This is a genomic window from Kineosporia rhizophila (genome assembly GCF_021277265.1).
GTDB classification, from domain to species: domain Bacteria; phylum Actinomycetota; class Actinomycetes; order Actinomycetales; family Kineosporiaceae; genus Kineosporia; species Kineosporia rhizophila.
This window is the reverse complement of sequence record NZ_JAJSOH010000013.1, coordinates 89485-110646: the sequence shown is the minus strand read 5'-3', so window position 1 is coordinate 110646 and position 21162 is coordinate 89485. Positions and strand designations below refer to the sequence as shown.

28 protein-coding genes are annotated in these 21162 nt (G+C 70.0%); 18 read left to right on the top strand and 10 right to left on the bottom strand.

The genetic code is table 11. From position 1 onward, the window contains the following. Window positions 1-148: 148 nt before the first annotated feature. Complete coding sequence (locus LWF15_RS19195) at window positions 149-727, bottom strand: TetR/AcrR family transcriptional regulator (RefSeq protein ID WP_232812224.1); 579 nt, start codon at window positions 725-727, stop codon at window positions 149-151. 161 nt (window positions 728-888) lie between these two features. On the opposite strand from LWF15_RS19195, the gene LWF15_RS19190 reads away from it, so the two are divergent. The 6 genes from LWF15_RS19190 to LWF15_RS19165 are packed head-to-tail and all read left to right on the top strand — an operon-like array spanning window position 889 to window position 6667. Further along, entirely contained in the window at window positions 889-1542 is a 654-nt protein-coding gene (locus LWF15_RS19190; protein ID WP_232812223.1) for an HAD family hydrolase, read from the top strand. Then, entirely contained in the window at window positions 1539-2747 is a 1209-nt protein-coding gene (locus tag LWF15_RS19185; protein ID WP_232812222.1) for a sedoheptulose 7-phosphate cyclase, read from the top strand. The genes LWF15_RS19190 and LWF15_RS19185 overlap by 4 nt, the downstream gene beginning before the upstream one ends. Then, window positions 2744-3541 carry a class I SAM-dependent methyltransferase gene (locus LWF15_RS19180; protein ID WP_232812221.1) on the top strand — a complete coding sequence of 266 codons (798 nt, stop codon included), beginning with the start codon at window positions 2744-2746 and terminating at the stop codon, window positions 3539-3541. Before LWF15_RS19185 ends, LWF15_RS19180 begins: the two co-directional genes overlap by 4 nt. Window positions 3542-3570: 29 nt before the next feature. Continuing rightward, a complete protein-coding gene (locus tag LWF15_RS19175; RefSeq protein ID WP_232812220.1) occupies window positions 3571-4335 on the top strand; it encodes a TauD/TfdA dioxygenase family protein in 765 nt (254 codons plus the stop codon). After that, window positions 4316-5641: an ATP-grasp domain-containing protein gene (locus LWF15_RS19170; RefSeq protein WP_232812219.1), complete on the top strand. Its 1326-nt coding sequence runs from the start codon at window positions 4316-4318 to the stop codon at window positions 5639-5641. The genes LWF15_RS19175 and LWF15_RS19170 overlap by 20 nt, the downstream gene beginning before the upstream one ends. A 12-nt stretch (window positions 5642-5653) precedes the next feature. Further along, window positions 5654-6667 carry a D-alanine--D-alanine ligase family protein gene (locus tag LWF15_RS19165; RefSeq protein WP_232812218.1) on the top strand — a complete coding sequence of 338 codons (1014 nt, stop codon included), beginning with the start codon at window positions 5654-5656 and terminating at the stop codon, window positions 6665-6667. Here the strand turns inward: LWF15_RS19165 and LWF15_RS19160 are convergent. Further along, window positions 6646-7152 (bottom strand): MarR family winged helix-turn-helix transcriptional regulator, encoded by a 507-nt coding sequence (locus LWF15_RS19160; protein ID WP_232812217.1) that lies wholly within the window; start codon window positions 7150-7152, stop codon window positions 6646-6648. The two genes, LWF15_RS19165 and LWF15_RS19160, sit on opposite strands and share 22 nt — an antisense overlap. An 87-nt stretch (window positions 7153-7239) precedes the next feature. Between LWF15_RS19160 and LWF15_RS19155 the strand changes: the two genes are divergently transcribed. From LWF15_RS19155 to metK, 6 genes are all read left to right on the top strand, one after another. Next, the gene (locus LWF15_RS19155) at window positions 7240-7818 is read left to right on the top strand and encodes an NADPH-dependent FMN reductase (protein WP_232812216.1); all 579 of its coding nucleotides are present in this window, start codon (window positions 7240-7242) and stop codon (window positions 7816-7818) included. Window positions 7819-7883: 65 nt separating this feature from the next. After that, the gene (rfbA, locus tag LWF15_RS19150; RefSeq protein ID WP_332879916.1) at window positions 7884-8846 is read left to right on the top strand and encodes a glucose-1-phosphate thymidylyltransferase RfbA; all 963 of its coding nucleotides are present in this window, start codon (window positions 7884-7886) and stop codon (window positions 8844-8846) included. 46 nt (window positions 8847-8892) lie between these two features. After that, entirely contained in the window at window positions 8893-9894 is a 1002-nt protein-coding gene (locus LWF15_RS19145; RefSeq protein WP_232812215.1) for a helix-turn-helix transcriptional regulator, read from the top strand. Between the two features lie 5 nt (window positions 9895-9899). Continuing rightward, window positions 9900-10826: an NAD-dependent epimerase/dehydratase family protein gene (locus LWF15_RS19140; protein WP_232812214.1), complete on the top strand. Its 927-nt coding sequence runs from the start codon at window positions 9900-9902 to the stop codon at window positions 10824-10826. A gap of 117 nt (window positions 10827-10943) precedes the next feature. Continuing rightward, the gene (rfbB, locus tag LWF15_RS19135; RefSeq protein WP_232812213.1) at window positions 10944-11972 is read left to right on the top strand and encodes a dTDP-glucose 4,6-dehydratase; all 1029 of its coding nucleotides are present in this window, start codon (window positions 10944-10946) and stop codon (window positions 11970-11972) included. Then, window positions 11965-13155 (top strand): methionine adenosyltransferase, encoded by a 1191-nt coding sequence (gene metK, locus LWF15_RS19130; protein ID WP_232812212.1) that lies wholly within the window; start codon window positions 11965-11967, stop codon window positions 13153-13155. Before rfbB ends, metK begins: the two co-directional genes overlap by 8 nt. A 13-nt stretch (window positions 13156-13168) precedes the next feature. Here the strand turns inward: metK and LWF15_RS19125 are convergent, their stop codons facing one another. From LWF15_RS19125 to LWF15_RS19110, 4 genes are all read right to left on the bottom strand, one after another. Next, window positions 13169-13732: a hypothetical protein gene (locus tag LWF15_RS19125; protein ID WP_232812211.1), complete on the bottom strand. Its 564-nt coding sequence runs from the start codon at window positions 13730-13732 to the stop codon at window positions 13169-13171. Continuing rightward, complete coding sequence (locus LWF15_RS19120) at window positions 13729-14298, bottom strand: RNA polymerase sigma factor (protein ID WP_232812210.1); 570 nt, start codon at window positions 14296-14298, stop codon at window positions 13729-13731. The genes LWF15_RS19125 and LWF15_RS19120 overlap by 4 nt, the downstream gene beginning before the upstream one ends. A gap of 213 nt (window positions 14299-14511) precedes the next feature. Then, a complete protein-coding gene (locus LWF15_RS19115) occupies window positions 14512-14715 on the bottom strand; it encodes a cold-shock protein (RefSeq protein WP_232812209.1) in 204 nt (67 codons plus the stop codon). A gap of 214 nt (window positions 14716-14929) precedes the next feature. Next, window positions 14930-15094 carry a hypothetical protein gene (locus tag LWF15_RS19110; RefSeq protein ID WP_232812208.1) on the bottom strand — a complete coding sequence of 55 codons (165 nt, stop codon included), beginning with the start codon at window positions 15092-15094 and terminating at the stop codon, window positions 14930-14932. Window positions 15095-15381: 287 nt separating this feature from the next. Here LWF15_RS19110 and LWF15_RS19105 point away from each other — a divergent pair, with 287 nt between their 5' ends. Beyond that, window positions 15382-15666, top strand: a complete 285-nt coding sequence (locus LWF15_RS19105; RefSeq protein ID WP_232812207.1) for a hypothetical protein — start codon at window positions 15382-15384, stop codon at window positions 15664-15666. Between the two features lie 23 nt (window positions 15667-15689). Here LWF15_RS19105 and LWF15_RS36565 read toward each other — a convergent pair whose 3' ends face one another. After that, complete coding sequence (locus LWF15_RS36565) at window positions 15690-15824, bottom strand: hypothetical protein (protein WP_269810442.1); 135 nt, start codon at window positions 15822-15824, stop codon at window positions 15690-15692. A 379-nt stretch (window positions 15825-16203) separates the two neighbouring features. Between LWF15_RS36565 and LWF15_RS19100 the strand changes: the two genes are divergently transcribed. The 5 genes from LWF15_RS19100 (at window position 16204) to LWF15_RS19080 (ending at window position 19683) form a co-directional block, all read left to right on the top strand. Further along, on the top strand, window positions 16204-17130 hold the full coding sequence (locus tag LWF15_RS19100) for a helix-turn-helix transcriptional regulator (protein ID WP_232812206.1): 927 nt from the start codon (window positions 16204-16206) through the stop codon (window positions 17128-17130). A 91-nt stretch (window positions 17131-17221) separates the two neighbouring features. Further along, window positions 17222-17395: a carboxymuconolactone decarboxylase family protein gene (locus LWF15_RS19095; protein WP_232812205.1), complete on the top strand. Its 174-nt coding sequence runs from the start codon at window positions 17222-17224 to the stop codon at window positions 17393-17395. A gap of 125 nt (window positions 17396-17520) precedes the next feature. Beyond that, complete coding sequence (locus tag LWF15_RS19090; RefSeq protein WP_232812204.1) at window positions 17521-18540, top strand: aldo/keto reductase; 1020 nt, start codon at window positions 17521-17523, stop codon at window positions 18538-18540. A gap of 23 nt (window positions 18541-18563) precedes the next feature. After that, on the top strand, window positions 18564-18893 hold the full coding sequence (locus LWF15_RS19085; protein ID WP_232812203.1) for a rhodanese-like domain-containing protein: 330 nt from the start codon (window positions 18564-18566) through the stop codon (window positions 18891-18893). Between the two features lie 76 nt (window positions 18894-18969). Beyond that, window positions 18970-19683 carry a Mut7-C ubiquitin/RNAse domain-containing protein gene (locus LWF15_RS19080; RefSeq protein WP_232812202.1) on the top strand — a complete coding sequence of 238 codons (714 nt, stop codon included), beginning with the start codon at window positions 18970-18972 and terminating at the stop codon, window positions 19681-19683. Window position 19684: 1 nt separating this feature from the next. Here LWF15_RS19080 and LWF15_RS19075 read toward each other — a convergent pair whose 3' ends face one another. Genes LWF15_RS19075 through LWF15_RS19065 form a run of 3 tightly spaced genes read right to left on the bottom strand, consistent with a single transcriptional unit; the run spans window position 19685 to window position 21158 of the window. After that, window positions 19685-19879 (bottom strand): hypothetical protein, encoded by a 195-nt coding sequence (locus LWF15_RS19075; RefSeq protein WP_232812201.1) that lies wholly within the window; start codon window positions 19877-19879, stop codon window positions 19685-19687. A gap of 53 nt (window positions 19880-19932) precedes the next feature. Then, window positions 19933-20190 carry a DUF7660 family protein gene (locus LWF15_RS19070; RefSeq protein ID WP_232812200.1) on the bottom strand — a complete coding sequence of 86 codons (258 nt, stop codon included), beginning with the start codon at window positions 20188-20190 and terminating at the stop codon, window positions 19933-19935. Beyond that, window positions 20187-21158, bottom strand: a complete 972-nt coding sequence (locus tag LWF15_RS19065; RefSeq protein ID WP_232812199.1) for a helix-turn-helix transcriptional regulator — start codon at window positions 21156-21158, stop codon at window positions 20187-20189. Before LWF15_RS19065 ends, LWF15_RS19070 begins: the two co-directional genes overlap by 4 nt. Window positions 21159-21162: the final 4 nt, after the last annotated feature.

Here is a 21162-nt window from a genome sequence, read left to right as displayed (position 1 = left end):
CGGTGCCCGGCGGAAGGTCCAGTGAGAACATGAGGCAGCCTGGTGAACGGGGGAGCGCCCGGGCAAGGCGGTGCCCTGATCGTCCCGCGAGGCTCCCGCCGCTCTCCCCGGTGAATCGGGACCGGGGAGAACTGTTTCCAGTACGCTCTCAGCCGGGTAGGCTCGCCATGAACCGGTCGACGGTGCGGCGGATGGTCTCGTCGTCGGGCGGCCGGCCACCCATCAGGGCGGCGTAGAAGACCGATCCGGAAAGCATCAGCAGGGCGCTCTCCAGGTCCTCGCCGTCGAGTACGGTGGCCAGCAGCTGGCGCATCACCCGCTCACCGTCCGCCACCAGCTGGTCCCGCAGTTCGGCGATCTCGGGATTGGCCAGGGCCAGGCCGGACAGCACGGCCAGGGCCCGGTCGAGCCCGTGGTTGCTCATGCCGTCCCGGAAGATCTGCAGCTCGCACACCAGGTCACTGCGCAGGTCGCCGGCCGGGGTGTGGTGCGGCATCGAGCTCAGGTGGGCGAAGACCTCGCGCAGCAGGTCGACGCGGGTCGGCCAGTGCTTGTAGATCGTGGCCTTGGAGTAGCCGGCCACCTGGGCGATCCGGGCGTGGGTGACGGCGTCCCAGCCCTCCTCCATCATCACCCGCATCGCCGTGGAGACGATGTCGTGCCTGGTCCGGGCGACCCTCGGGTCCTCGGCGGGCTGAGACCCCGGATCGCCATGGGCAGTTGGCATCAGGAGCTCCTTTCCTTCTGTGCTGAACCTCTTGCATTGAACTGCTGATCGGGTAACGTACAAATCGTTCATAACTGACCGAGAAGTTCATGACTGGTCGAACTCCCCATCTGTCCACCGAGGGCTCTTCTGCGAGCCCGCGCACGGAACTGGGACACTCTATGTCTGCTCTCTTCTTCGGCTCTATCAGCGCACTTGCGGACACGTCGGAACTGCAGCGCGAAGCATTCAACCAGGCCTTCCGCGAGCACCGGCTCGACTGGGAGTGGGACCGCGAGACCTACCGCGGCCTGCTCGGCAGCAACGGCGGGGCCGACCGGATCGCCGCCTACGCCCGCGACCGGGGCGAGTCGGTGGACGCCGCGGCCGTGCACGCCACGAAATCCGCGCTGTTCCAGCGCAATCTGCTCACCTCCGAGGTCGCGCCCCGTCCCGGGGTGGTGCAGACGATCAAGGACGCCCGGGCCGCCGGAACGGTCCTGGCCTTCGTCACCACGACCTCCGCCGAGAACCTCAAGGCCCTGTTCACCGCCCTCGAGCCGGCGGTCGCGGCCGGCGACTTCGACCTGGTGCTCAGCGCCGGCGACGTCGAGCCGGGCAAACCCGATCCGGCGGTCTACCGGCTGGCGCTGGAGAGGCTCGGCCTGGCGCCCGGCGACGCCGTGGCGGTGGAGGACAACCCCGGTGGGGTACAGGCGGCCAGGGCTGCGGGGGTCCGGGTGGTGGCCTTCCCCAACGAGAACACCGCGGGCCTGGACCTGGGGGCCGAGCGCACCGTGGAGCGTCTGGCCCTGGCCGAGCTGCAGACCGCGTGAGCGCGGCGCCGGCGCCCGTGGGCCTCACCGTCACCGACAACCAGTTCCGGGTCGAGACCTACGAGAAGATCGACTACACGCTGCGCTACGTGGACGGGGTGTTCTCGCCCGGGAACGACGAACTGGCCCGGTTCTACGAACCTTTCGGGCGCTGCCTGATGGTGGTGGACCAGGCGGTGCACGAACTGTACGGCGAGCAGGTCCGGGCCTACTTCGAGCACCACGCGATCGCCCTGACGGTGTTCCCCGTCCAGGTCCGGGAGACCGAGAAGTCCCTGCGCACGGTGGAGAAGATGGTCGACGCGTTCGCCCGCTTCGGCCTCCTGCGCCAGGAACCGGTGCTGGTGGTGGGCGGGGGACTGACCACCGACGTGGCCGGCTTCGCCTGCGCCTCGTTCCGGCGCTCGTCGAACTACCTGCGGATCCCGACCACCCTGATCGGCCTGATCGACGCCAGCGTCTCGATCAAGGTCGGGGTGAACCACGGCCGGTACAAGAACCGGCTCGGCGCCTACCACGCCTCCCAGCAGGTCCTGCTCGACTTCTCGTTCCTGCGCACGCTGCCCCGGGCCGAGGTCCGCAACGGGATGGCCGAGCTGATCAAGATCGCGACGGTGGCCGACAGCGGCATCTTCGAGGCCCTCGAGAAGCACGGTGAGGACCTGCTGCGCACCCGCTTCGGCCACGACGGGGGCACCCCGGAGCTGCTGCAGGTGGCCCACCAGGTCACCTACACCGCGATCGAGCGGATGCTCCGGCTGGAGACGCCCAACCTGCACGAGCTCGACCTGGACCGGGTCATCGCCTTCGGCCACACCTGGAGCCCGACCCTCGAGCTGGCCCCCGCCCGCCCGTTCTTCCACGGGCACGCGATCAGCATCGACATGGCCCTGTCGGCCACCCTGGCCAAGGACCGCGGTTACATCACCGAGAGCGAGCGTGACCGCCTGTTCTGGCTGATGAGCCGGCTCGGGCTGTCGATGGACACCCCGCACCTGACCCCGGAACTGCTGCACCGGGCGACGGAGTCGATCACGCAGACCCGCAACGGCCGGCTGCGGGCCGCGATGCCCCGGCCGATCGGGGCCTGCCACTTCGTCGACGACCTCGGGGGCCCGGAACTGGAACGGGGACTGGCCCGCCACCGGCAGGCCATGCCCATCTATCCCGGCGGCGGCCTGGGGGAAGACCTGTTCACCTCGTGAACCCCCGTCCGGTCACCCCCGTCGCCCTGGCCGCCGGCCGCCTGCAGACGCTCCTGACGCGTCTGCCGGCGGCCGGGCCGGACCCCGGCTGGCTGCAGGAACTGCGGGACGTCGCGGAACTCGTCGCCGGGCTGGACCCCTATCTGGCCCGGATGAGCACCCCCGAGTCACCGGCCCTGCAGGCCCTGGCCGAGAGCACCCGTTCCCACGACTGGTCCGGTGGGGAGCGGCTGCTGGAGCAGGAGATGCTCTCCGGCCACGTGGAGGGCCAGTTCCTCAAGATGCTCGTGCACGCCACCGGAGCCCGGCAGGTGCTGGAGATCGGCATGTTCACCGGCTACTCGGCGCTCGCCATGGCCGAGGCCCTGCCGGCCGGGGGCCGGGTGGTGGCCTGCGAGATCGACCTCCGGGCGGTCGAGCTGGCCCGGGAGAGCCTGGACCGGACACCGACGGGCCGGCGGGTCGAGATCCGCACCGGCCCGGCGGCGGCGACGCTGAGCGCGCTCGCGGCCGAGGGGGCGCTCTTCGACCTGGTGTTCGTCGATGCCGACAAGGGCGGCTACCTCACCTATCTCGACCACCTGCTCACCCTCGACCTGCTCAGCTCCCGGGCCCTGATCTGCGTCGACAACACCCTGATGCAGGGCGAGCCCTGGGGGCGCGGGCCGGTGTCGGCCAACGGGGCCGCGATCGAGGAGTTCAACCGGGCGCTGGCCGCCGACCCGCGGGTGGAGCAGGTCCTGCTGCCGCTGCGTGACGGGGTCACCCTGGTGCGCCGGGTGCCGCAGCCGTAGGCGCCGACCGATCCACTGGAGGAGAAGCCGTGGACATCACCGTACTGAGTCCCGTAGGTGTTCGTGTCGAGGGAGTTTCGGTCGCGGCCCTGCCGGAGCCGGAGGCCTTCCGGCTGAAACAGCTCCTGGCCGAGCACGGGGTGGCGGTCCTGCCCGGCCAGGACGTCGACGACCAGCAGTTCCTGGAGTTCCTCGGCCGCTTCGGCCGGCTCACCTTCACCCAGGGCGAGACCCCGGTGCCCGGGTTCGGCGACCTGAACGTGATCAGCAACGTGGGGCGGACCACCCCACCGCGCAGCGTGTTCCACGTCGACACCAGCTATGTCCGCAACCCGCCCGCGTACACGGCCCTGCGTGCGGTCCAGGTTCCCCGGCGCGGAGGGCAGACCCAGTTCACCAACCAGTACCGTGCCTACGAGACCCTGCCGCCCGAGGTCCGCGACCGGCTGCGCGGACTGAAGGCCCGGCACGTGGTATCCGGTCTGGACACCGCCGACCTGGCCGAGACCCAGGCGGAACATCCTCTGCTGCGCCGGCACCCGGTGTCCGGGCGCACCTCGCTGTACCTGTCCACGCCGCAGCGCTGCCGCGAGATCGGTGGGCTGGAGCCGGACGAGGCCACGCAGCTGATCGAGTTCCTGTACCGGCACTCCACCGCGCCCGCCAACGTCCTGGCCCACTCCTGGGCGGCGGGTGATGTGGTGATCTGGGACAACCGGGTGGTCCTGCACCGGGCCGACCACTCCGGGGTGGAGGGGGAGCGGGTGATGCACCGTGGCATGGTCACCGCCTGAGCTCGGTCCGGCCGCACGCACCCTGGGAGCCCTGGGCCTGCTCACCCTGGCGCTGCCGGCCAACCTCGCCGTCACCGGCGCCGCCCTGGTGCGCCGAATGCGCTCCGGCGGTGCAACTTCCGTCTCCTCCAGCCCTCGCACCGTCCTGATCAGCGGCGGGAAGATGACCAAGGCGCTGGTGCTGGCCCGCTCCTTCCACGCCGCGGGGCATCGGGTGGTGCTCGTCGAGCAGCACAAGTACCGGTTCACCGGCCACCGGTTCTCGCGGGCGGTGGACGCTTTTCACGTGGTGCCGCCGCCCCAGGCGCCCGGTTACGCCGAAGCCCTGCTGCAGATCGTGCTGGACGAGAAGGTGGACGTCTACGTGCCGGTCTGCAGCCCGGCCTCCAGCCTGTACGACGCGCGGGCGGCGCCCCTGCTGGCGCAACACTGCGAGGTGCTGCACGGCGATGCGGACACCATCGCGGCCGTGGACGACAAGCACGCGTTCTCGGTGCTGGCAGCCGGTTTCGGCCTGCCTGTGCCGGACGCCCACCGGATGACGTCCGCGCAGCAGGTCGCCGACTTCGACTTCGCCGCGCGCAAGGACACCTACATCCTCAAGAGCATCGCCTACGACCCGGTCAACCGGCTGGACCTCACCGTGCTGCCGCGCCCCACCCGCGCGGCCACCGCCGAGTTCGCCCGCTCCAAGCCGATCTCGCCGGACAACCCCTGGATCCTGCAGGCCCTGGTCGAGGGGACCGAGTACTGCACGCACGCCACCGTCCGCAACGGCCGGGTGCAGGTGTACGCCTGCTGCGAGTCCTCGGCCTTCCAGGTGAACTACGCCTGGGTCGACCGGCCCCGGATCGAGGCCTGGGTCCGGGACTTCCTGGAGAAGGTGGGCGGGAGCGGGCAGTACAGCCTCGACGTGATCGAGACCGCGGACGGCCGGGTGTTCCCGATCGAGTGCAACCCGCGCACCCACTCGGCGATCAGCGTCTTCCGTGACCACCCCGGCCTGGCCGATGCCTACCTGCAGGACGGCGCGACGCCGGTGCAGCGTCCCGCCCCGGGGGCCCGACCCAGCTACTGGCTCTACCACGAGGTGTGGCGGCTGCTGAGAGGTCCGCAGCGCCGGCAGCGCCTGCAGGTGATCCGCGCGGGCCGGGACGCGGTCTTCGACTGGGACGACCCCCTGCCCTTCCTTCTGCTGCACCACCTCCACATCCCGAAGCTCCTGCTGGGCAACCTCCTTCGCGGAAAGCCCTGGAACCGGATCGACTTCAACATCGGCAAGCTGGTCGAGCCGGCGGGGGACTGAGTGGTGCTACGCGTGCTGCATCTGGCCGGGTCGGCCACGGACGAGTTCACCGCCGAACTGTCCCTGCTGTACGCCCGGGACTGCCTTGAGGCCACGGCCGACCCGGCCCGCTACGAGTTCCGTGCGGCCTACGTCGATCCGGCCGGTTCCTGGCGGTTCGGCGCAGATTTCGAGCCCGAGACGTTACACGCGGCCCCGCGCACAGACTGGCCGCAGGCCCTGCAACACCTGCACGATCTGAACGCCGACGTCGTGGTGCCGCAGATGTTCTGCCTTCCGGGCATGACCACCTACCGGGCCGCGCTCGAGCTGGCGGGTCTGCCCTACCTGGGCAATCGTCCGCCGGTGATGTCCCTGGGGGCCGACAAGGCGCACGCCCGGGCCGTGGTCGCGGCGGCGGGGGTCGATGTGCCGGAGGCCGAGGTCTTGCGTCGCGGCCAGCGGCCCACGCTGCCACCACCGGTCGTGGTCAAGCCCGTCGACGGTGACAACTCACTGGGAGTCAGTCTCGTGCGGGCCCCCGAGGCCTACGGAGCAGCGCTGGAGGCCGCCTTCGAGCACAGCGAAAAGGTGCTCGTGGAAGCCTATGTCGAGCTGGGCCGGGAGGTGCGCTGCGCGGTTCTGGAACGGGAGGGAGAACTGGCCGGGCTCCCCTTGGAAGAGTATGCCGTGGATCCGGTGCACCGGCCGGTGCGTCGGCATGCCGACAAGATCGGCCGCGGCGACGCGGGGGGACTGCAACTGCTGGCCAAGAGTTCCGAAGAAGCCTGGACGGTGGACCTCTCGGACCCGGTGACCGCCCGGGTGCACGAGGCGGCCTTCCGTGCCCACACCGCCCTGGGGTGCCGCGACTACAGCCTCTTCGACTTCCGGATCGACCCGTCGGGCCGGCCCTGGTTCCTGGAGGCGGGCCTGTACTGTTCCTTCGCCCGCCAGAGCGTGGTGGTGATGATGGCCGAGGCGGCCGGGATCGCGCTGCCGGACCTCTTCGCCCAGATGATCGCTCAGCGGGTGCCGTCGGCCTGAAGCTCGCGCGCGCGGTCCGGTCCGGCCGAGCGCAGCAACGCGTCCATCGCGGCGGCGAAGAAGGCCCGGTCGGTCTCGCCCAGACCGGCCAGCAGCTGGTCGAGATGCTCGGTGACCTCCTGGTGGAAGGCCGTGGCGGCACTCAGGCCGGGCGGGGTGAGCGAGACCAGGCTGGCGCGACGGTCACCCGGGACGGGGGAGCGCAGCAGCAGACCGCGGCGTTCGGCCCGGTCGACCAGCCCGGTCACGGCGGCCTTCTCGACCCCGCAGGCGCGGGCCAGCTCGGCCATCCGGCTCGGCCGGCCGGCCAGTACGCAGAGCATCCGGGCCTGGCTGGGAGGCAGCCCGTGCCGGTCGGCCACCTGGGTGAACACCGACTGCACGAGGGTGGACAGGCGCACCAGGGCCATGACGCCGGCTCCCTCGCCGTTCCCCTGCGGATACGTCGCGGAGGTGCCCGCCGTCCCTTGCCCCGCCTCGTCCACGCCTCCTAAGGTACATGACGGCGATAGTCTGCTCCGCGTACTATCACTGCCATTGACTACATCCGGCCGAGCCTCGGAGGCCCGCACGTGACCCGCATCGGCATCATCCTGGGTAGTACCCGCCCCAACCGGAACAGCGAGAGCGTGGGCCGGTGGGTGCTGGAGCACACGGCCGGGCACGACGCCTCGTTCGAGATCATCGACCTGCGCGAGCACGCGCTGCCCTTCTTCGACGAGCCGCTGCCGCCGATGGCCGGGCAGTACCAGAACCCCCACACCCGGGCCTGGGCCGAGCTGATCAGCTCCTTCGACGGCTTCGTGGTGGTCACGCCCGAGTACAACCACGCCCCGTCCGCGGTGCTCAAGAACGCCCTGGACTACCTGTACGCCGAATGGAACAACAAGGCAGTGGGTTTCGTCTCCTACGGGATGCTCGGCGGGGTGCGGGCCACCGAGCAGTTGCGCCTGGTGGCCGGTGAGCTGCAGATGGCCGACGTGCGGGCCCAGGTCGCCCTGTCGATGGTCAGCGACTTCGAGAACTTCAGCGAGTTCCGGCCCGCCGCCCGCCACGAGGGCGACCTGCAGGCCCTGCTGGGCCAGGTGGTCAGCTGGAGCCGGGCCCTGGCCCCGCTGCGCCAGGCCGGCCCGGTGGCGGCCACGGTGTGATCCGGCCGGTTCAGCCAATCCGGCGCCACCGGCGCCGGGCCGGGCAGTGGTCCTAGGAGGACGTCATGCGGGGCATCATTCTGGCCGGTGGGACCGGGACACGCCTGTACCCGATCACCCACGCCGTCAGCAAGCAGCTGATGCCGGTCTACGACAAGCCGATGATCTACTACCCCCTCTCCACCCTGATGGCGGCCGGCATCCGGGAGGTCCTGATCATCACCACCCCCGAGGACAACGAGCAGTTCCGGCGCCTGCTGGGCGACGGCAGCCGGCTCGGCATGCGGCTGGAGTACGCGGTCCAGCCCCGCCCCGAGGGCCTGGCCCAGGCGTTCGTGATCGGGGCCGAGTTCATCGGCGACCAGGCGGTGGCCCTGGTCCTGGGCGACAACATCTTCCACGGGGCCGGGCTGGGCAGCGTCCTGCGCCAGAACCTCGAGGTCAGCGGCGGGCACATCTTCGCCAGCCGGGTCGCCAATCCCCAGGCCTACGGGGTGGTGGAGTTCGACGACGGCGGACGGGTGCTCTCGATCGAGGAGAAACCCGCCCGGCCCCGGAGCAACTTCGCCGTGCCCGGCCTGTACTTCTACGACAACCGGGTGGTGTCGATCGCGGCCGGAGTCAGACCCGGTGTGCGCGGAGAACTCGAGATCACTTCGGTCAACGAGCAGTACCTGCAGGAGGGCGCCCTGACCGTGACCGTCCTGGGCCGGGGCACCGCCTGGCTGGACACGGGCACCGTCGACTCGATGATGGACGCCACCCAGTTCGTCCAGGTCGTGGAGGCCCGCCAGGGCCAGAAGATCGGGTGCATCGAGGAGGTGGCCTTCCGCAACGGCTGGATCGGCCCGGCCGAGCTCGAGCGGCTGATCGCGCCCCTGGAGAAGTCCGGCTACGGCAGCTACCTGCGACAGTTCCTGCCGGACGGGCCCGGGTCGCGACCGGCCGAGAGCCCGGTCACCGTGCTCAGGTCGTCGGAGTCCGATCGCCGGCTGTGGCCCGCCGCGCACCTGGAGAGTGCCCTGTGACGGTGAAGGGCGCCCGCGGGGCCGCACCTCGCCTACCGTTGGTCTTATGTCCGAAATAGCCACGCGCACCTTGGAGCTGCTGAGTCTGCTGCAGGCCCAGAAGGAGTGGACCGGCGACGAGCTGGCCGCCCGCCTCAAGGTCAGCACCCGCACCGTGCGCCGCGACTTCGAACGGCTGCGGGAACTCGGCTACCCGGTCGACGCCGAGAAGGGGCCGGGAGCCACCTACCGCCTGGCCCCCGGCTCCACCCTCCCGCCCCTGATCTTCGACGACGACCAGGCCATCGCGATCGCCCTGGCCCTGCAGACGGCCCCCTCGTCGGTGCAGGACATGGGGGACTCGGTCAAGCGCGCCCTGCGCACGGTCACCGAGCTGATGCCCGAGGAACTGGCCCGCCGGCTGAAGACGTTCGACGTCCAGACCATCGAGAACGCCTGGGACCTGGCGCCTCCCACGATCACCCCGGCCCTGCTGGCCTCGCTGAGCTCGGCCGCGCAGGACCGGCAGCTGGTCAAGTTCCAGTACCGGTCCCGCACCGTCGAGTCCTCGGACGACGTCCCGGTGGTGGCCGAGCCGCACAAGCTCGTGGTCTGGTCGGGACGCTGGTACCTGATCGCCTACAACCAGCGCCAGCACTCGTGGCACGCCTACCGGCTGGACCGGATCAGCGACCTGACCCAGCCCGGCTGGCGGTTCCGGCCGCACGAGTTCCCCGAGGACGACATCACCCGCTTCATCCAGTTGCAGCCCGACCGGGGCGATGCCACCGACTCCTGGCCCTGCCGCGGCACCGTACGGATGAACTGCCCGGTGCACCTGGTGGCCAAATGGGCTCCCGGCGGGGCGAACATCGAGTTCATCGACGAGCGGACCACCCGGATCAGCATGGGGGCCTGGTCCTGGTCCGGCCTGCTGGGCCTGCTCGCCACCTTCGGCTGCGACTTCGTGGTGGAGGACCCGCCCGAACTGGCCGCTGCCGCGCGGCGCATCGCTGTGCGGCTGGGCCGGGCCGGCGAATTCCCGTCCGAGACCGCCCCCGAGGGGTGAGGCCGGTGCTCAGTGGGCCGCGACGCGTTGCGGTGATCGGCGCCAACGGCTTCCTGGGCGCCTCCCTGGTCGATGCCCTGCTGGCGCAGGGGGCACGGGTGAACGCGTTCGACCGGTACTCCACGCCACCTCGTCATCGGGTGACTCCGGACGTGACCCTCTACCAGGGTGACCTTCTCGAGCCCGGCAGCCTGACGGAGGTGGTGAAGGGTGCCCACGACGTCTTCCACTTCACCACCCTCACCGGTCCCCAGGATTCCGCGCGCGACCCGATGCGCGACATCGCCACCAACGTGACCGCAGGCGTCGGCCTCTTCTCCCTGTGCGCCGAGGCGGACGTCCAACGCGTCTTCTTCGCCTCTTCCGGCGGCACCGTCTACGGCACCGCGCCGATGCCTCATACGGAAGAAAGGGCACGAAACCCGATCTCTCCCTATGGGATCGGCAAGACGTCGCTGGAGAACTACCTGCGCTTCTTCGAGGCTCAGCACGGCCTGGAGTCCGTCTCCCTGCGCATCTCCAACCCCTACGGTCCGGGGCAGAAGCCCGGAACCCAGCAGGGGATCATCCCGATCGCACTCCGAGCGGCCCGTGACGGACTGCCGCTGAGGCGTTTCGGTGACGGCAGCATGACCCGCGACTACATCTATGCGCCGGACCTGATCGACATGGTGCTGCGGATCTGGGACCGGCCGAAGGCCCACACCTACAACCTGGGGGCCGGCGCCGGAACGAGACTGGGTGAGGTCCTGCAGCTCGTCCAGGAGGTCACCGGCCGCGAGCTGGAGCTCGAAGAGGTCGCGGTACCGATGAGTTTCGTTCACACCTCCGTGCTCGACGTCACCCGCTACCACGCTCACTACGGCCCGCCCCGGCTGACGCCGATGCGGGAGGGCATCGAGGCGACCTGGGAGCGCATCCGGCACGAGTGAGCGGGATACAGGGGAGGGTCAGGGGATGATCTCGTCAGCCTGAGGCCATCGGTCTGTTGCCCGAGCCGGACGACCGTCAGCATGGAGACCGGTACCTCTGGCGGAAAGGTCTGGCACATGCGCGTTCTGGTCACCGGTGGAGCAGGCTTCATCGGTTCGCACTTCGTCCGCTCGCTGGTGGGTGGGCGGTATCCGGGGTTCCCGCGGGCCCGGGTGACCGTGCTCGACAAGCTGACCTACGCAGGCAACCGGGCCAGTCTGGAGCCCCTGCTCAGTTCCGGCCGCGTGGAGCTGGTCGTGGGAGACATCCTGGACCGCGGCCTGGTCGACACCCTCATGGCGGCAACCGATCTGGTCGTGCACTTCGCGGCCGAGTCGCACGTGGACCGCTCGATCGCCGGCGCCGCCGACTTCGCCGTCACCAATGTCGTGGGCACCCAGTCGTTGCTGGACTCGGCCCTGCGGGCCGGCCCGAAGGATCTGCGCTTCGTCCATGTGTCCACCGACGAGGTATACGGTTCGATCGAGACCGGTTCCTGGCCCGAGACCGCCGTGCTGGAGCCGAACTCGCCCTACTCGGCGAGCAAGGCCGGAAGTGATCTGATGGCGCGCGCATACGCCCGGACCCACGGTCTCGACGTGCTCGTCACCCGCTGTTCCAACAACTACGGCCCGTACCAGTTCCCGGAGAAGGTCATCCCCCTGTTCATCACCAACCTGCTCCAGGGGCGCAAGGTCCCGCTGTACGGCGACGGGCTCAACGTCCGTGACTGGCTCCACGTCGACGACCACTGCCGCGCCATAGCTCTCGTCGCCCAGAAGGGGCGTTCCGGCGAGACCTACAACATCGGGGGTGGTACCGAACTGTCGAACCGGGAGCTGACCGGCCTTCTTCTGCAGGCCTGCGACGCCGACTGGTCGCGGGTGCAGTGGGTGCCGGACCGTAAGGGGCACGACCGCCGCTACTCGGTCGACATTGCCAAGTCCACGCGGGAACTGGGATATGCACCGCAGGTGCCGTTCGGTGCGGGCCTCGCCGGGACCGTCGACTGGTACCGCGAGAACCCGCAGTGGTGGGGCGGTCTGCTCCACCCGCGTAGACCGGCCGATCCGTCCACGACCCTTGTCAGGAGCCGCAATGTCTGACCGTTTGTTCACCTCTGAGTCCGTCACCGAGGGGCACCCCGACAAGATCTGTGACCAGATCAGTGACGCGGTCCTGGATGCTCTGCTGGAGCAGGACCCCACGAGCCGGGTGGCGGTGGAGACCATGGTCACCACCGGCCTGGTGCATGTCGCGGGTGAGGTGACCACCAAGTCGTACGTGGACATCCCGTCGATCGTGCGTAAGACGATCTTGGACATCGGGTACGACTCCAGCACGAAGGGTTTCGACGGCAACTCCTGCGGCGTCGAGGTCAGCATTGGTGCGCAGTCGCCGGACATCGCCCAGGGTGTGGACACCGCGTACGAAGCGCGGGTCGAGGCGGGGGAGGACCCGCTGGACCTGCAGGGCGCGGGGGATCAGGGCCTGATGTTCGGTTACGCGAACGACGACACCCCGGAGTTGCTGCCGTTGCCGATCTGGCTGGCGCACCGTCTGGCCGAGCGGCTGACCGAGGTCCGCAAGTCCGGCGAGGTGCCGTACCTGCGCCCGGACGGTAAGACCCAGGTGACGATCGCCTATGACGGTGACAAGGCCGTGCGGCTGGACACCGTGGTGGTCAGCAGCCAGCACGCGGCCGACATCAGTCTGGAGAACTTCTTGCTGCCGGACGTGGCGAACTACGTGATCAAGCCGGTGCTGGAGCGTGTCTCGATCGACACCTCCGGTTTCCGGTTGCTGGTCAACCCGACGGGGCGGTTCGAGGTCGGTGGCCCGATGGGTGATGCCGGCCTGACCGGGCGGAAGATCATCGTGGACACCTACGGTGGTTTCGCCCGCCACGGTGGCGGCGCCTTCTCCGGTAAGGACCCGAGCAAGGTCGACCGCAGCGCTGCCTATGCGATGCGGTGGGTCGCCAAGAACGTGGTCGCTGCCGGCCTGGCCAAGCGCTGCGAGGTCCAGGTCGCGTACGCGATCGGTAAGGCTCAGCCGGTCGGCCTGTATGTCGAGACGTTCGGCACGGAGACCGTGGCCACCGACAAGATCACGGCGGCGATCAGGGAGGTTTTCGACCTGCGCCCGGCCGCGATCATCCGTGATCTGGACCTGTTGAAGCCGAAGTACCACCAGACCGCGGCCTACGGTCACTTCGGCCGTGACCTGGAGGGCATGACCTGGGAGCAGACCGACCGCGTCGACGCCCTGCGCTCAGCTGTCGGCTGAACCTAGTCATAGGTCACCTGGCCTCGACCACGGTGCACTCAGCAACGGGTCCTTGGGCAACGGCGAAGTCGACGATGGCTCGCACCCCCTGCTCCATCGGCGTGACGGCGGCCGAAAGCACGAAGGTGTTCCCCTCGCCCACAGCCCCGGCCGGAATGGTCACCTCGAACAGATCCGCACCCACCCCGAGCGTCAGACCGGGGGTACGGACCTCGGTGAACCTCCCGGGACGGCACACGCGGTCGGTGGGCAGATAGGTGATGTCGGCCGGGATCCCCCGCTCGCGTAGCGCCGCCTCCAGGGCATCGGCCCCCTCCAGCCGAGTCACCTTCACCTTCACCTCGGCACCGTTCCCGCCGGAAACGGCGTAGGCCGGAGTCGGGCGGGCCACGACGACGGCAGAGGCAACGGCCACTGCCGCGGCCGCCGCGGCCGCTGGTAGCAGCCAGCGCCGCGGCTCGCGGCGGCGAGCCGGAAGAGCCGAATCAATGGACGTCGGTCCGCTCGCCACTGTCTTCAGTTCGGCCAGGAGTCGTTCCTCGAAGGCGTCAAGTTCTGTGCTCGGTCGCTCGTTCACGGGGTCACCTCGGGTCGCGGGAAGGGCGCGCTCTCGCGCAGCTGACGGCGGGCGCGGTGGTAGCGCACGCGGGCCGTACCGGCGCTGATCTGCAGCACGGCGGCGGCGTCGGTCACGGTGAGGCCGTCGACGGCCACCAGCTCGACCACCGACCGCAGCGGAACCGGCAGGTCAGCGATGTGGGCGAGCAACGCCCGGGCCTCCGACTCGGCGGCGACGCGCTGCACGATGCGCTCGGTGGAGTCCTCGTCCAGCCAGCGTCGTCCACCGGCCTGACGGGCCGCGGCCGCGTAGCGGGCGCCGGCCTGGCGGTGCTCGGCGACGGCGTTGCGGGCTATCCCGGTCAGCCAGGCTCGGGGTGGACCGAGCTGCGCCTGGTAGGTGGCGGCCGACCTGACCACCCGCAGGAAGATGTCCGCGGTCACGTCCGCGATGTCACCGGCGTCGTCCAGGCGGCGGGCGACGTAGTTGCGCACGAAGGGCAGATGCTCGCGGTAGAAGGCCTCGAGCTGCTCAGGGTGCGTGGTGGCGGCCCGTACTTCGCGCCCCTGAGTCCTGGTCGTCATGTTCCTGCTTCCCGCAGGCAGGCGACGACGTTACATCGGGTACTTCGGGCCCTCCGGCCACTGGATGCAGAAGTGCCGGACCGGCGCAGCCTTCACTCACGCGTGCGTGAGTGGATCGGTTGCGCCGGCCCGGCGAAAGCAGGCTCGGCCGACACGAGGGCTCATCACCCGTGTCGATGTCGTATCAGCGCCGGACTGCCTCGGTGCTCGGGATCAGACGGGCTGGATGTTCTCCGCCTGCGGGCCCTTCTGGCCCTGCGTGACCTCGAAGCTCACCTTCTGGCCTTCCTGGAGCTCACGGTAGCCCTGGGCCACGATGTTCGAGTAGTGGGCGAAGACGTCGGGTCCCCCACCGTCCTGCTCGATGAAGCCGAAGCCCTTCTCAGAGTTGAACCACTTGACTGTTCCGGTTGCCATAATTCCTCCGGCGAAGCTGTTGACCATCCGCCGCGCGGCGCGGAGGGTGGTGCCGACTGCCCCCGCTCGCAGACTTCCGCAACGCAAGGACAACCGACACGGCTAACGCTACACACCTGAGCGGGCTGTGTGAGACGCCCGGGCACCGGGCGGGGTGCCTGAGTTGCGGGAGCGGCCGTCCGGGGGCTCTGAGACGACGCCGGGTCCGGGCGCCTCAGCCGACGCGCGCACCGATGAAGGCGGCCACGACAAGGGTGGGCAGGCTCCCCGCGACCAGGGCCGCGAGCACCACTCCGGCCACGGCCACCTCGTCCACGAGGGCGAGCCAGGACGGGCCGGCGGACGGGGGTGCGGAGGGGGCGGCCGACGTCTGGATCATGGTCGTGAGCCTAGGAGCGCCCGGTGCGGCAGCGCTGTCGTCCAACGGATGACGAGCCGGGATCAGCCTTTGGTCGCATCGCCCGGAACGAGGGGATTCCGGACCCGCTGCAACCGTTTCAGGTGCAATGCATGCAGAAGTGATGGCTGCCTCTGCTTGCCGGTCCTATGCCTGGAGACACGCCAAAAGCTGGATTTTGCAGGGGTTTTCCCTCTCCGAACCGCGGCCCGGACCTGTTTTCCTGGATGCCACGTGTGGGGCAGGAGACACCAGGTGAGGGGTTGGGCGTGGCGCACTACCGGGTTTGGCAGATCATCAGTCTGGGCTTCCTCTGCATCGGCGTCTCCGAGCTGGTGCTGCGAGGGCTGCTGCAGGGTTCGCGGGCGGGTCTGGTGATCGGCGTGGTCAGCCTGATCGCCTCGGCCAGCGGATTCTGGGAGGGCTACGTGCAGTGGCGCCGGGCCGAGCAGCGGCTGGCCGAGATCCGGCGCGCGGGCGCCGCCCAGGACCAGCAGTCGCTGCGGCACCAGCAGTACGAGCAGCAGCAGGAACAGCCGGGGCTGCGCCGCTGACCGCCCGGCCGGTGTCAGGAGCATCACCCCAGGGAGAGCTCGACGCTCCAGGCCTGCTTCACCAGGTCCGCCTGGGAGAAGGTCACCGCGCCACGGTGGCTGACCTCCACCTGGTAGAAGTCCGAGGCCGGCACGTCGGCGACGGTGAAGGGCAGCACGCACTGCACGGTCGAGCCGTAGTCGGTGCCCGAGTAGGCGTCGCCGCCGGTGCCGGTCTGCAGCGAACTGGTGGCAATGATGGTGTCGCTGCTGCAGTCGTCCCGGTGTCCCCGTCGCGCAGGGCGAAGACGGTGCCGCCGATGATGACTCTCCTCAGGTCGGCGGGGACACCAGCCACGGTCGGTCGCCTGGGTGGGGCTTGAACCTCCCGGCCCCCTCGGGGCCCGATCGGCCGTGGGCGGATCACCCTGTGTGCCGACCGCCGCCGAGGCCCCTCTACGCCTGCTCCGAGTGGCCGCCCGCCGTCCGGTCCAAAGGGGGCTTCGGAGTACTGGCAGACCCTCCCAGGCCGCGGGCTGTCGGCCTACCGTGAGCCTCATGGACCGGACCGACCACCGTCAGCAGGTACGCGACTTCCTCAGCACCCGCCGGGCCCGCCTCACCCCCGATCAGGCCGGGCTGCCCGCCTACGGTGGCAACCGCCGGGTGAAGGGCCTGCGGCGCGAAGAGGTCGCCATGCTCGCCGGGGTCTCGGTCGACTACTACGTGCGGATGGAGCGCGGCGACCTGGCCGGCGCCTCCGAGAGCGTCCTGGATTCTCTGGCCAACGCCCTGCAGTTGGACGAGGCCGAACGCGAGCACCTGCTGGCCCTGGCCCGGGCGGCGGGCCCGGCCGGTACCCGGCGGCGGCGCCCCACTCCCACAGCGGTGCGCGCACCGATCCAGCAGGTGCTCGACGCGGTCACCCAGGCTCCGGCCTGGGTGCGCAACGGGCGTCACGACATCGTGGCCATGAACCTGCTGGCCCGCGCTCTGTACTCGCCCGTGCTCACGTCACCCGAGGCGGGCGTACGGGGCAGGCGGGCCGCGAACACCACTCGCTTCGTGTACCTCGACCCGGGCGCGCGCGACTTCTTCGTCGACTACGACCGCATCGCCCAGGACGCCGCTGCCATGCTGCGCCTGGAGGCCGGGCACAACCCGCACGACGAGGACCTCATCGCGCTGGTGGGGGAGTTGTCCACCCGCAGCGAGCTGTTCCGTCAGCAGTGGGCCGCCCACAACGTGAAATACCACCGCAGTGGCCGCAAACGCCTGAAGCACCCGGTGGTGGGGCAGCTCGACCTGGACTTCGAGGCGATGGAGATGCCCTCGGAACCGGGGCTGCGGCTGAACATCTACACCGCCGCCGCCGGCACCCCGACCGCGGACGGGCTGAAGCTGCTGGCCAGCTGGGCCGCCAGCCAGGAGCAGGAGGCCCCGGAGAGTCAGGCCGCCGGCGACACCGGCCGGGCGGCTCGCTGAGGGGAGCACTGCTGGTACCTGGAACGACGGATACTCCCACCCGGCCCGGACCCGCGCTTTCCTGAGGGCAGGCCCGAGTTGGAGGAGAAGCATGACCGAGCAGCTCGTGGGGCACCTGCGGATCGCCCAGCAGAACGGCCTGACCGAGGCCGAACTCGTCGAGGCCATCACACACCTGGCCTTCTACGCCGGCTGGCCCCGGGCGATGTCCGCGATCGCCGTGGCCAAGCGCGTTTTCGCCGAGGACCGCAGCGCCCGGCGGTGACCATCTGGGGTGTGCGTGTGGAGCCCTCACCCACACAACCCTGCGCGTCGCGCCCAGAGGCTCACCGACGTCCTTAAATTGACTGGCCCACAGACGATCTGAAGACACGTACGAGAGGTAACACCATGCAGAACCGAGTACTGGGACGCACCGGAGTCTCCGTAAGCCCGCTGGCTCTCGGAGCAATGATGTTCGGCCCCTGGGGCAACCCCGACGTCGGGGAGTCGGTGCGGATCATCCACCGGGCCCTGGACGCGGGCATCAACTTCGTCGACACCGCAGACGTGTACTCCGGCGGGGTCAGCGAGGAGATCGTAGGTAAGGCCCTGATCGGGCGGCGTGACGACGTGGTGCTGGCCACCAAGTTCTTCATGCCCATGGACGAGAACGACCCCAACGCCCGCGGTGCCTCCCGCCGCTGGATCATCCGGGAGGTCGAGAACTCGCTGCGGCGGCTCAACACCGACTACATCGACCTCTACCAGGTGCACCGGCCCAGCCCCGACACCGACGTGGAGGAGACCCTGGGCGCGCTGACCGACCTGGTGCGGGCGGGCAAGGTCCGCTACATCGGCTCCTCGTCCTACTCCGGCTCGCAGATCGTCGAGGCGCAGTGGGCTGCCCGCGAGCGCCGCCTGGAGCGTTTCGTCACCGAGCAGCCGCCGTACTCCCTGCTGGTGCGCGGCATCGAGGAGGACGTGCTGCCCACTGTCCAGCGCTACGGCATGGGCACGCTGACCTACTCGCCGCTGGCCGGGGGCTGGCTGTCCGGCCGCTGGCGCAAGGACGCCGCCGGCCGCCCCACCTCCTCGGCCCGCCCGCAGGCCCGGTTCGACATGTCCAGCCCGGCCAACCAGCGCAAGCTCGACGTCGTCGAGGAACTGGCCCAGCTGGCCGAGTCGGCCGGCCTGTCGCTGATCGACCTGGCCATCGCCTTCGTGATCAACCACCCGGGAGTGACGTCGGCGATCATCGGCCCGCGCACCCTGGAGCAGCTGGAGTCGCAGCTGGGCGGGGCTGAGGTCACGCTCTCGGCGGACGTTCTCGACCGGATCGACCAGATCGTGGCCCCGGGTGTGACGCTCAACCCCGAAGACAACAGCTACGGCGCCGCCGAGCTCTTGCCCTCGGCCCGTCGGCGATAGCGGTTGCAGCTAGACTTAAACTCATGAGCTTCCGGCACTATCTTCATCGCCCACCCTCGGTGACCGCGGCCGAGGCCATCGAGCTGGTCGGGCAGGGGGCGCTCGTGGTCGATGTCCGCTGGGACTTCGAGTGGCGGCGGGTGCACATCCCCGGTTCGGTGCACCTGCCGCTGGAACAGCTGCCCCGGCGGATCTCCGAACTGCCCGAGGACCGGCTCATCATCGCGTTCTGCACGGGTGGCCTGAGATCTGCGGGGGCGGCGAACCTGCTGGTGGAGAACGGGTTCGAGGCGGTGAACATGAGCCGCGGGCTGGTGGAGTGGCGGGCTGCGGGCGGGGCGCTGACCTCGTGAACGGGCTGTCGAAAAGCGGTCGAACGGATCCCGCCGGATCCCTAGGCTGACGCCCGGGACCAACGAGGAGTGAGTCATGGCGGCGGAGTCCGGCACGGTAGAGATCAGCATCCCCGACGAGCTGCGCTTCATGCTGCCGGTGCGGCAGCGGACGGGGGTAGTGAGAGTTCCGGTCGACGGGGTGAACTCGCTGCTGCACGTCATCGAATCGCTCGGGGTGTCACGCACGGAGTTCGGCCGGCTCGAGGTGAACGGGCGTGAGGTGAGCAGCGACCATCGTCCGACGCCGGGGGAGCAGGTGGTGGTGCACGCCCGCACACGGCCGCAGCCGGTGCCCGCCCATCGCTATCTGCTCGACGTGCACCTGGGCACCCTGGCCCGGCGCATGCGCACGCTCGGGCTGGACACCTCGTACAGCAACGACGCGGACGACCCGGAACTGGTCGAGCAGGCCATCGCGGAGAACCGGGTGCTGCTGACCCGGGACCGGGGACTGTTGCGGCGTAAGGCTTTGCCGGACGGAGCATTCGTGCGGGGCCAGGATCCCGACGCGCAGCTGGCGGACATCCTCGACCGGTTCCGGCCGCCGCTGGCCCCCTGGACCCGGTGCCCCTCGTGCAACGGGCTGCTGCAGGGCGTCCCGGTCGAGAAGGTCGAGCACCTCATCGAGCCGGGCACCCGGCGTTCCTACAGCGAGTTCTTCCAGTGCAACGACTGCGGCCGCCCGTACTGGCACGGCGCCCATGCGGAAGGGCTGGAGCAGATCGTGGCGTCGGTGCAGGCGGACTGATTCAGCGGCCGGGCTCTTCGGAGGCTTCCTGCGCCTTCTGGATGCCGCCGGCCGGGTCGTCGGGGTCGGTACGGACGGTTGCGGTGCCGCGGCCCTCGGCCGGGTCGAGGTCGGGCTGATGGTCGCGGTCGGCCAGCCCCGAGTCCACGGAACCTTCGATACCGGCCGGGTCGGTGCCTTCGGGTTGTTCGCTCATGGCGTCCATCTCACCGCAGGCGCCGGATTCGGCAACACTGGCCGGCCCCCACGCTATTCGTACCCGGTCGCGGCGACCAGGAGTTCGGCGAGGTGGGCCCAGGTCGGGGCGTCCGGTGACACCCGGTCCTCGGCCACCGCGGCCAGGGCCTCGAGGAACCCCTCCAGGGTGGGGTTCTCCCACTCCTGTTCTCCGCTGCCGACCAGGTCGTCGTGCATCTGCCGCACCACGCGCGCCAGGTCGGCCATCGATCGGACGGCGGAGGTCTGTTCGGGCGAAACGGCGGCGGAGCGCCCGGTTTCCGGGATCATTGACGAAGGCTACTTCCCGCCCGGGCACAGCGGTCGGCGAGCTCAGTGAACGCCTCGGCCAGTTCGGCCGGCCCGACGACCTCGATCTCTGCGTCGTAGCGGGCGATCGCGGCGGCGAGGGCGGGCCAGGACCAGGCGCCGAGGGTGAGCCGGCAGCGGTCGGGGCCGGCTTCCTGCACGATGCCGTCGGCGATGTAGGGGGCGATGTCGGCGGTGGGCCGGTCGAGGATCACGGTGCCCTGGCAGGGCCAGTTGCCCGAGGAGTCGCCGGAGCCGCGGAAGGTGCTGAGCACGTGTCGGGCGACGTCACCGCCGGGCACCTCGCGGGGGGCGAAGCGGGGGCCGTTGGGGGTGCGCAGCGAGATCCGGTCGACGCGGAAGGTGCGCCAGTCCTTACGCTCCAGGTCCCAGGCGACCAGGTACCAGCGTCCCTTCCAGGTGATCACGTGGTGCGGCTCGGCCTGCCGAACCGTTCCAGCGGTGCCGTAGTCGAAGCGCAGCACCTCGTGGGCCCGCACGGCGGCGCTGATGGCCAACAGGGTTCGGCTGTCGAGGTGCGAGTCGGGCTGAGAGGCCGGCGGCTCGACCGCGGAAACCTCCACGGCGGCGATGCGGTTACGCAGCCGCGCGGGCATGACCTGCCGGATGGTGCTCAGCGCCCGCCCCGCAGCCTCGGCCAGGTTGTTGCTCGCGGTGGTGGCGGCGACCTGCAGGGCCAGGGTCAGGGCGACGGCCTGCTCGTCGTCGAACAGCAGGGGCGGTAGTTCGGTGCCGGCGCTGAGCCGGTAGCCGCCGTCGGGGCCCTTGACCGCTTCGATCGGGTAGCCGAGCTCACGCAGTCGGTCGACGTCCCGCCGCACCGTGCGCAGGCTGATGTCGAGACGGTCGGCCAGCAGCATGCCGGGCCAGTCGCGGCGGGCCTGGAGCAGCGACAGAAGGGCCAGCAGGCGGGCGGAGGTCTTCGGCACGCCA

Coding starts and splice junctions, on each gene's coding strand:
- LWF15_RS19195 (WP_232812224.1), bottom strand. CDS start 727: ATGCCAACTGCCCATGGCGATCCGGGGTCTCAGCCCGCCGAGGACCCG.
- LWF15_RS19190 (WP_232812223.1), top strand. CDS start 889: ATGTCTGCTCTCTTCTTCGGCTCTATCAGCGCACTTGCGGACACGTCG.
- rfbA (WP_332879916.1), top strand. CDS start 7,884: ATGCGGGGCATCATTCTGGCCGGTGGGACCGGGACACGCCTGTACCCG.
- LWF15_RS19145 (WP_232812215.1), top strand. CDS start 8,893: ATGTCCGAAATAGCCACGCGCACCTTGGAGCTGCTGAGTCTGCTGCAG.
- rfbB (WP_232812213.1), top strand. CDS start 10,944: ATGCGCGTTCTGGTCACCGGTGGAGCAGGCTTCATCGGTTCGCACTTC.
- metK (WP_232812212.1), top strand. CDS start 11,965: ATGTCTGACCGTTTGTTCACCTCTGAGTCCGTCACCGAGGGGCACCCC.
- LWF15_RS19120 (WP_232812210.1), bottom strand. CDS start 14,298: ATGACGACCAGGACTCAGGGGCGCGAAGTACGGGCCGCCACCACGCAC.
- LWF15_RS19115 (WP_232812209.1), bottom strand. CDS start 14,715: ATGGCAACCGGAACAGTCAAGTGGTTCAACTCTGAGAAGGGCTTCGGC.
- LWF15_RS19110 (WP_232812208.1), bottom strand. CDS start 15,094: ATGATCCAGACGTCGGCCGCCCCCTCCGCACCCCCGTCCGCCGGCCCG.
- LWF15_RS19100 (WP_232812206.1), top strand. CDS start 16,204: ATGGACCGGACCGACCACCGTCAGCAGGTACGCGACTTCCTCAGCACC.
- LWF15_RS19095 (WP_232812205.1), top strand. CDS start 17,222: ATGACCGAGCAGCTCGTGGGGCACCTGCGGATCGCCCAGCAGAACGGC.
- LWF15_RS19090 (WP_232812204.1), top strand. CDS start 17,521: ATGCAGAACCGAGTACTGGGACGCACCGGAGTCTCCGTAAGCCCGCTG.
- LWF15_RS19085 (WP_232812203.1), top strand. CDS start 18,564: ATGAGCTTCCGGCACTATCTTCATCGCCCACCCTCGGTGACCGCGGCC.
- LWF15_RS19080 (WP_232812202.1), top strand. CDS start 18,970: ATGGCGGCGGAGTCCGGCACGGTAGAGATCAGCATCCCCGACGAGCTG.
- LWF15_RS19075 (WP_232812201.1), bottom strand. CDS start 19,879: ATGAGCGAACAACCCGAAGGCACCGACCCGGCCGGTATCGAAGGTTCC.
- LWF15_RS19070 (WP_232812200.1), bottom strand. CDS start 20,190: ATGATCCCGGAAACCGGGCGCTCCGCCGCCGTTTCGCCCGAACAGACC.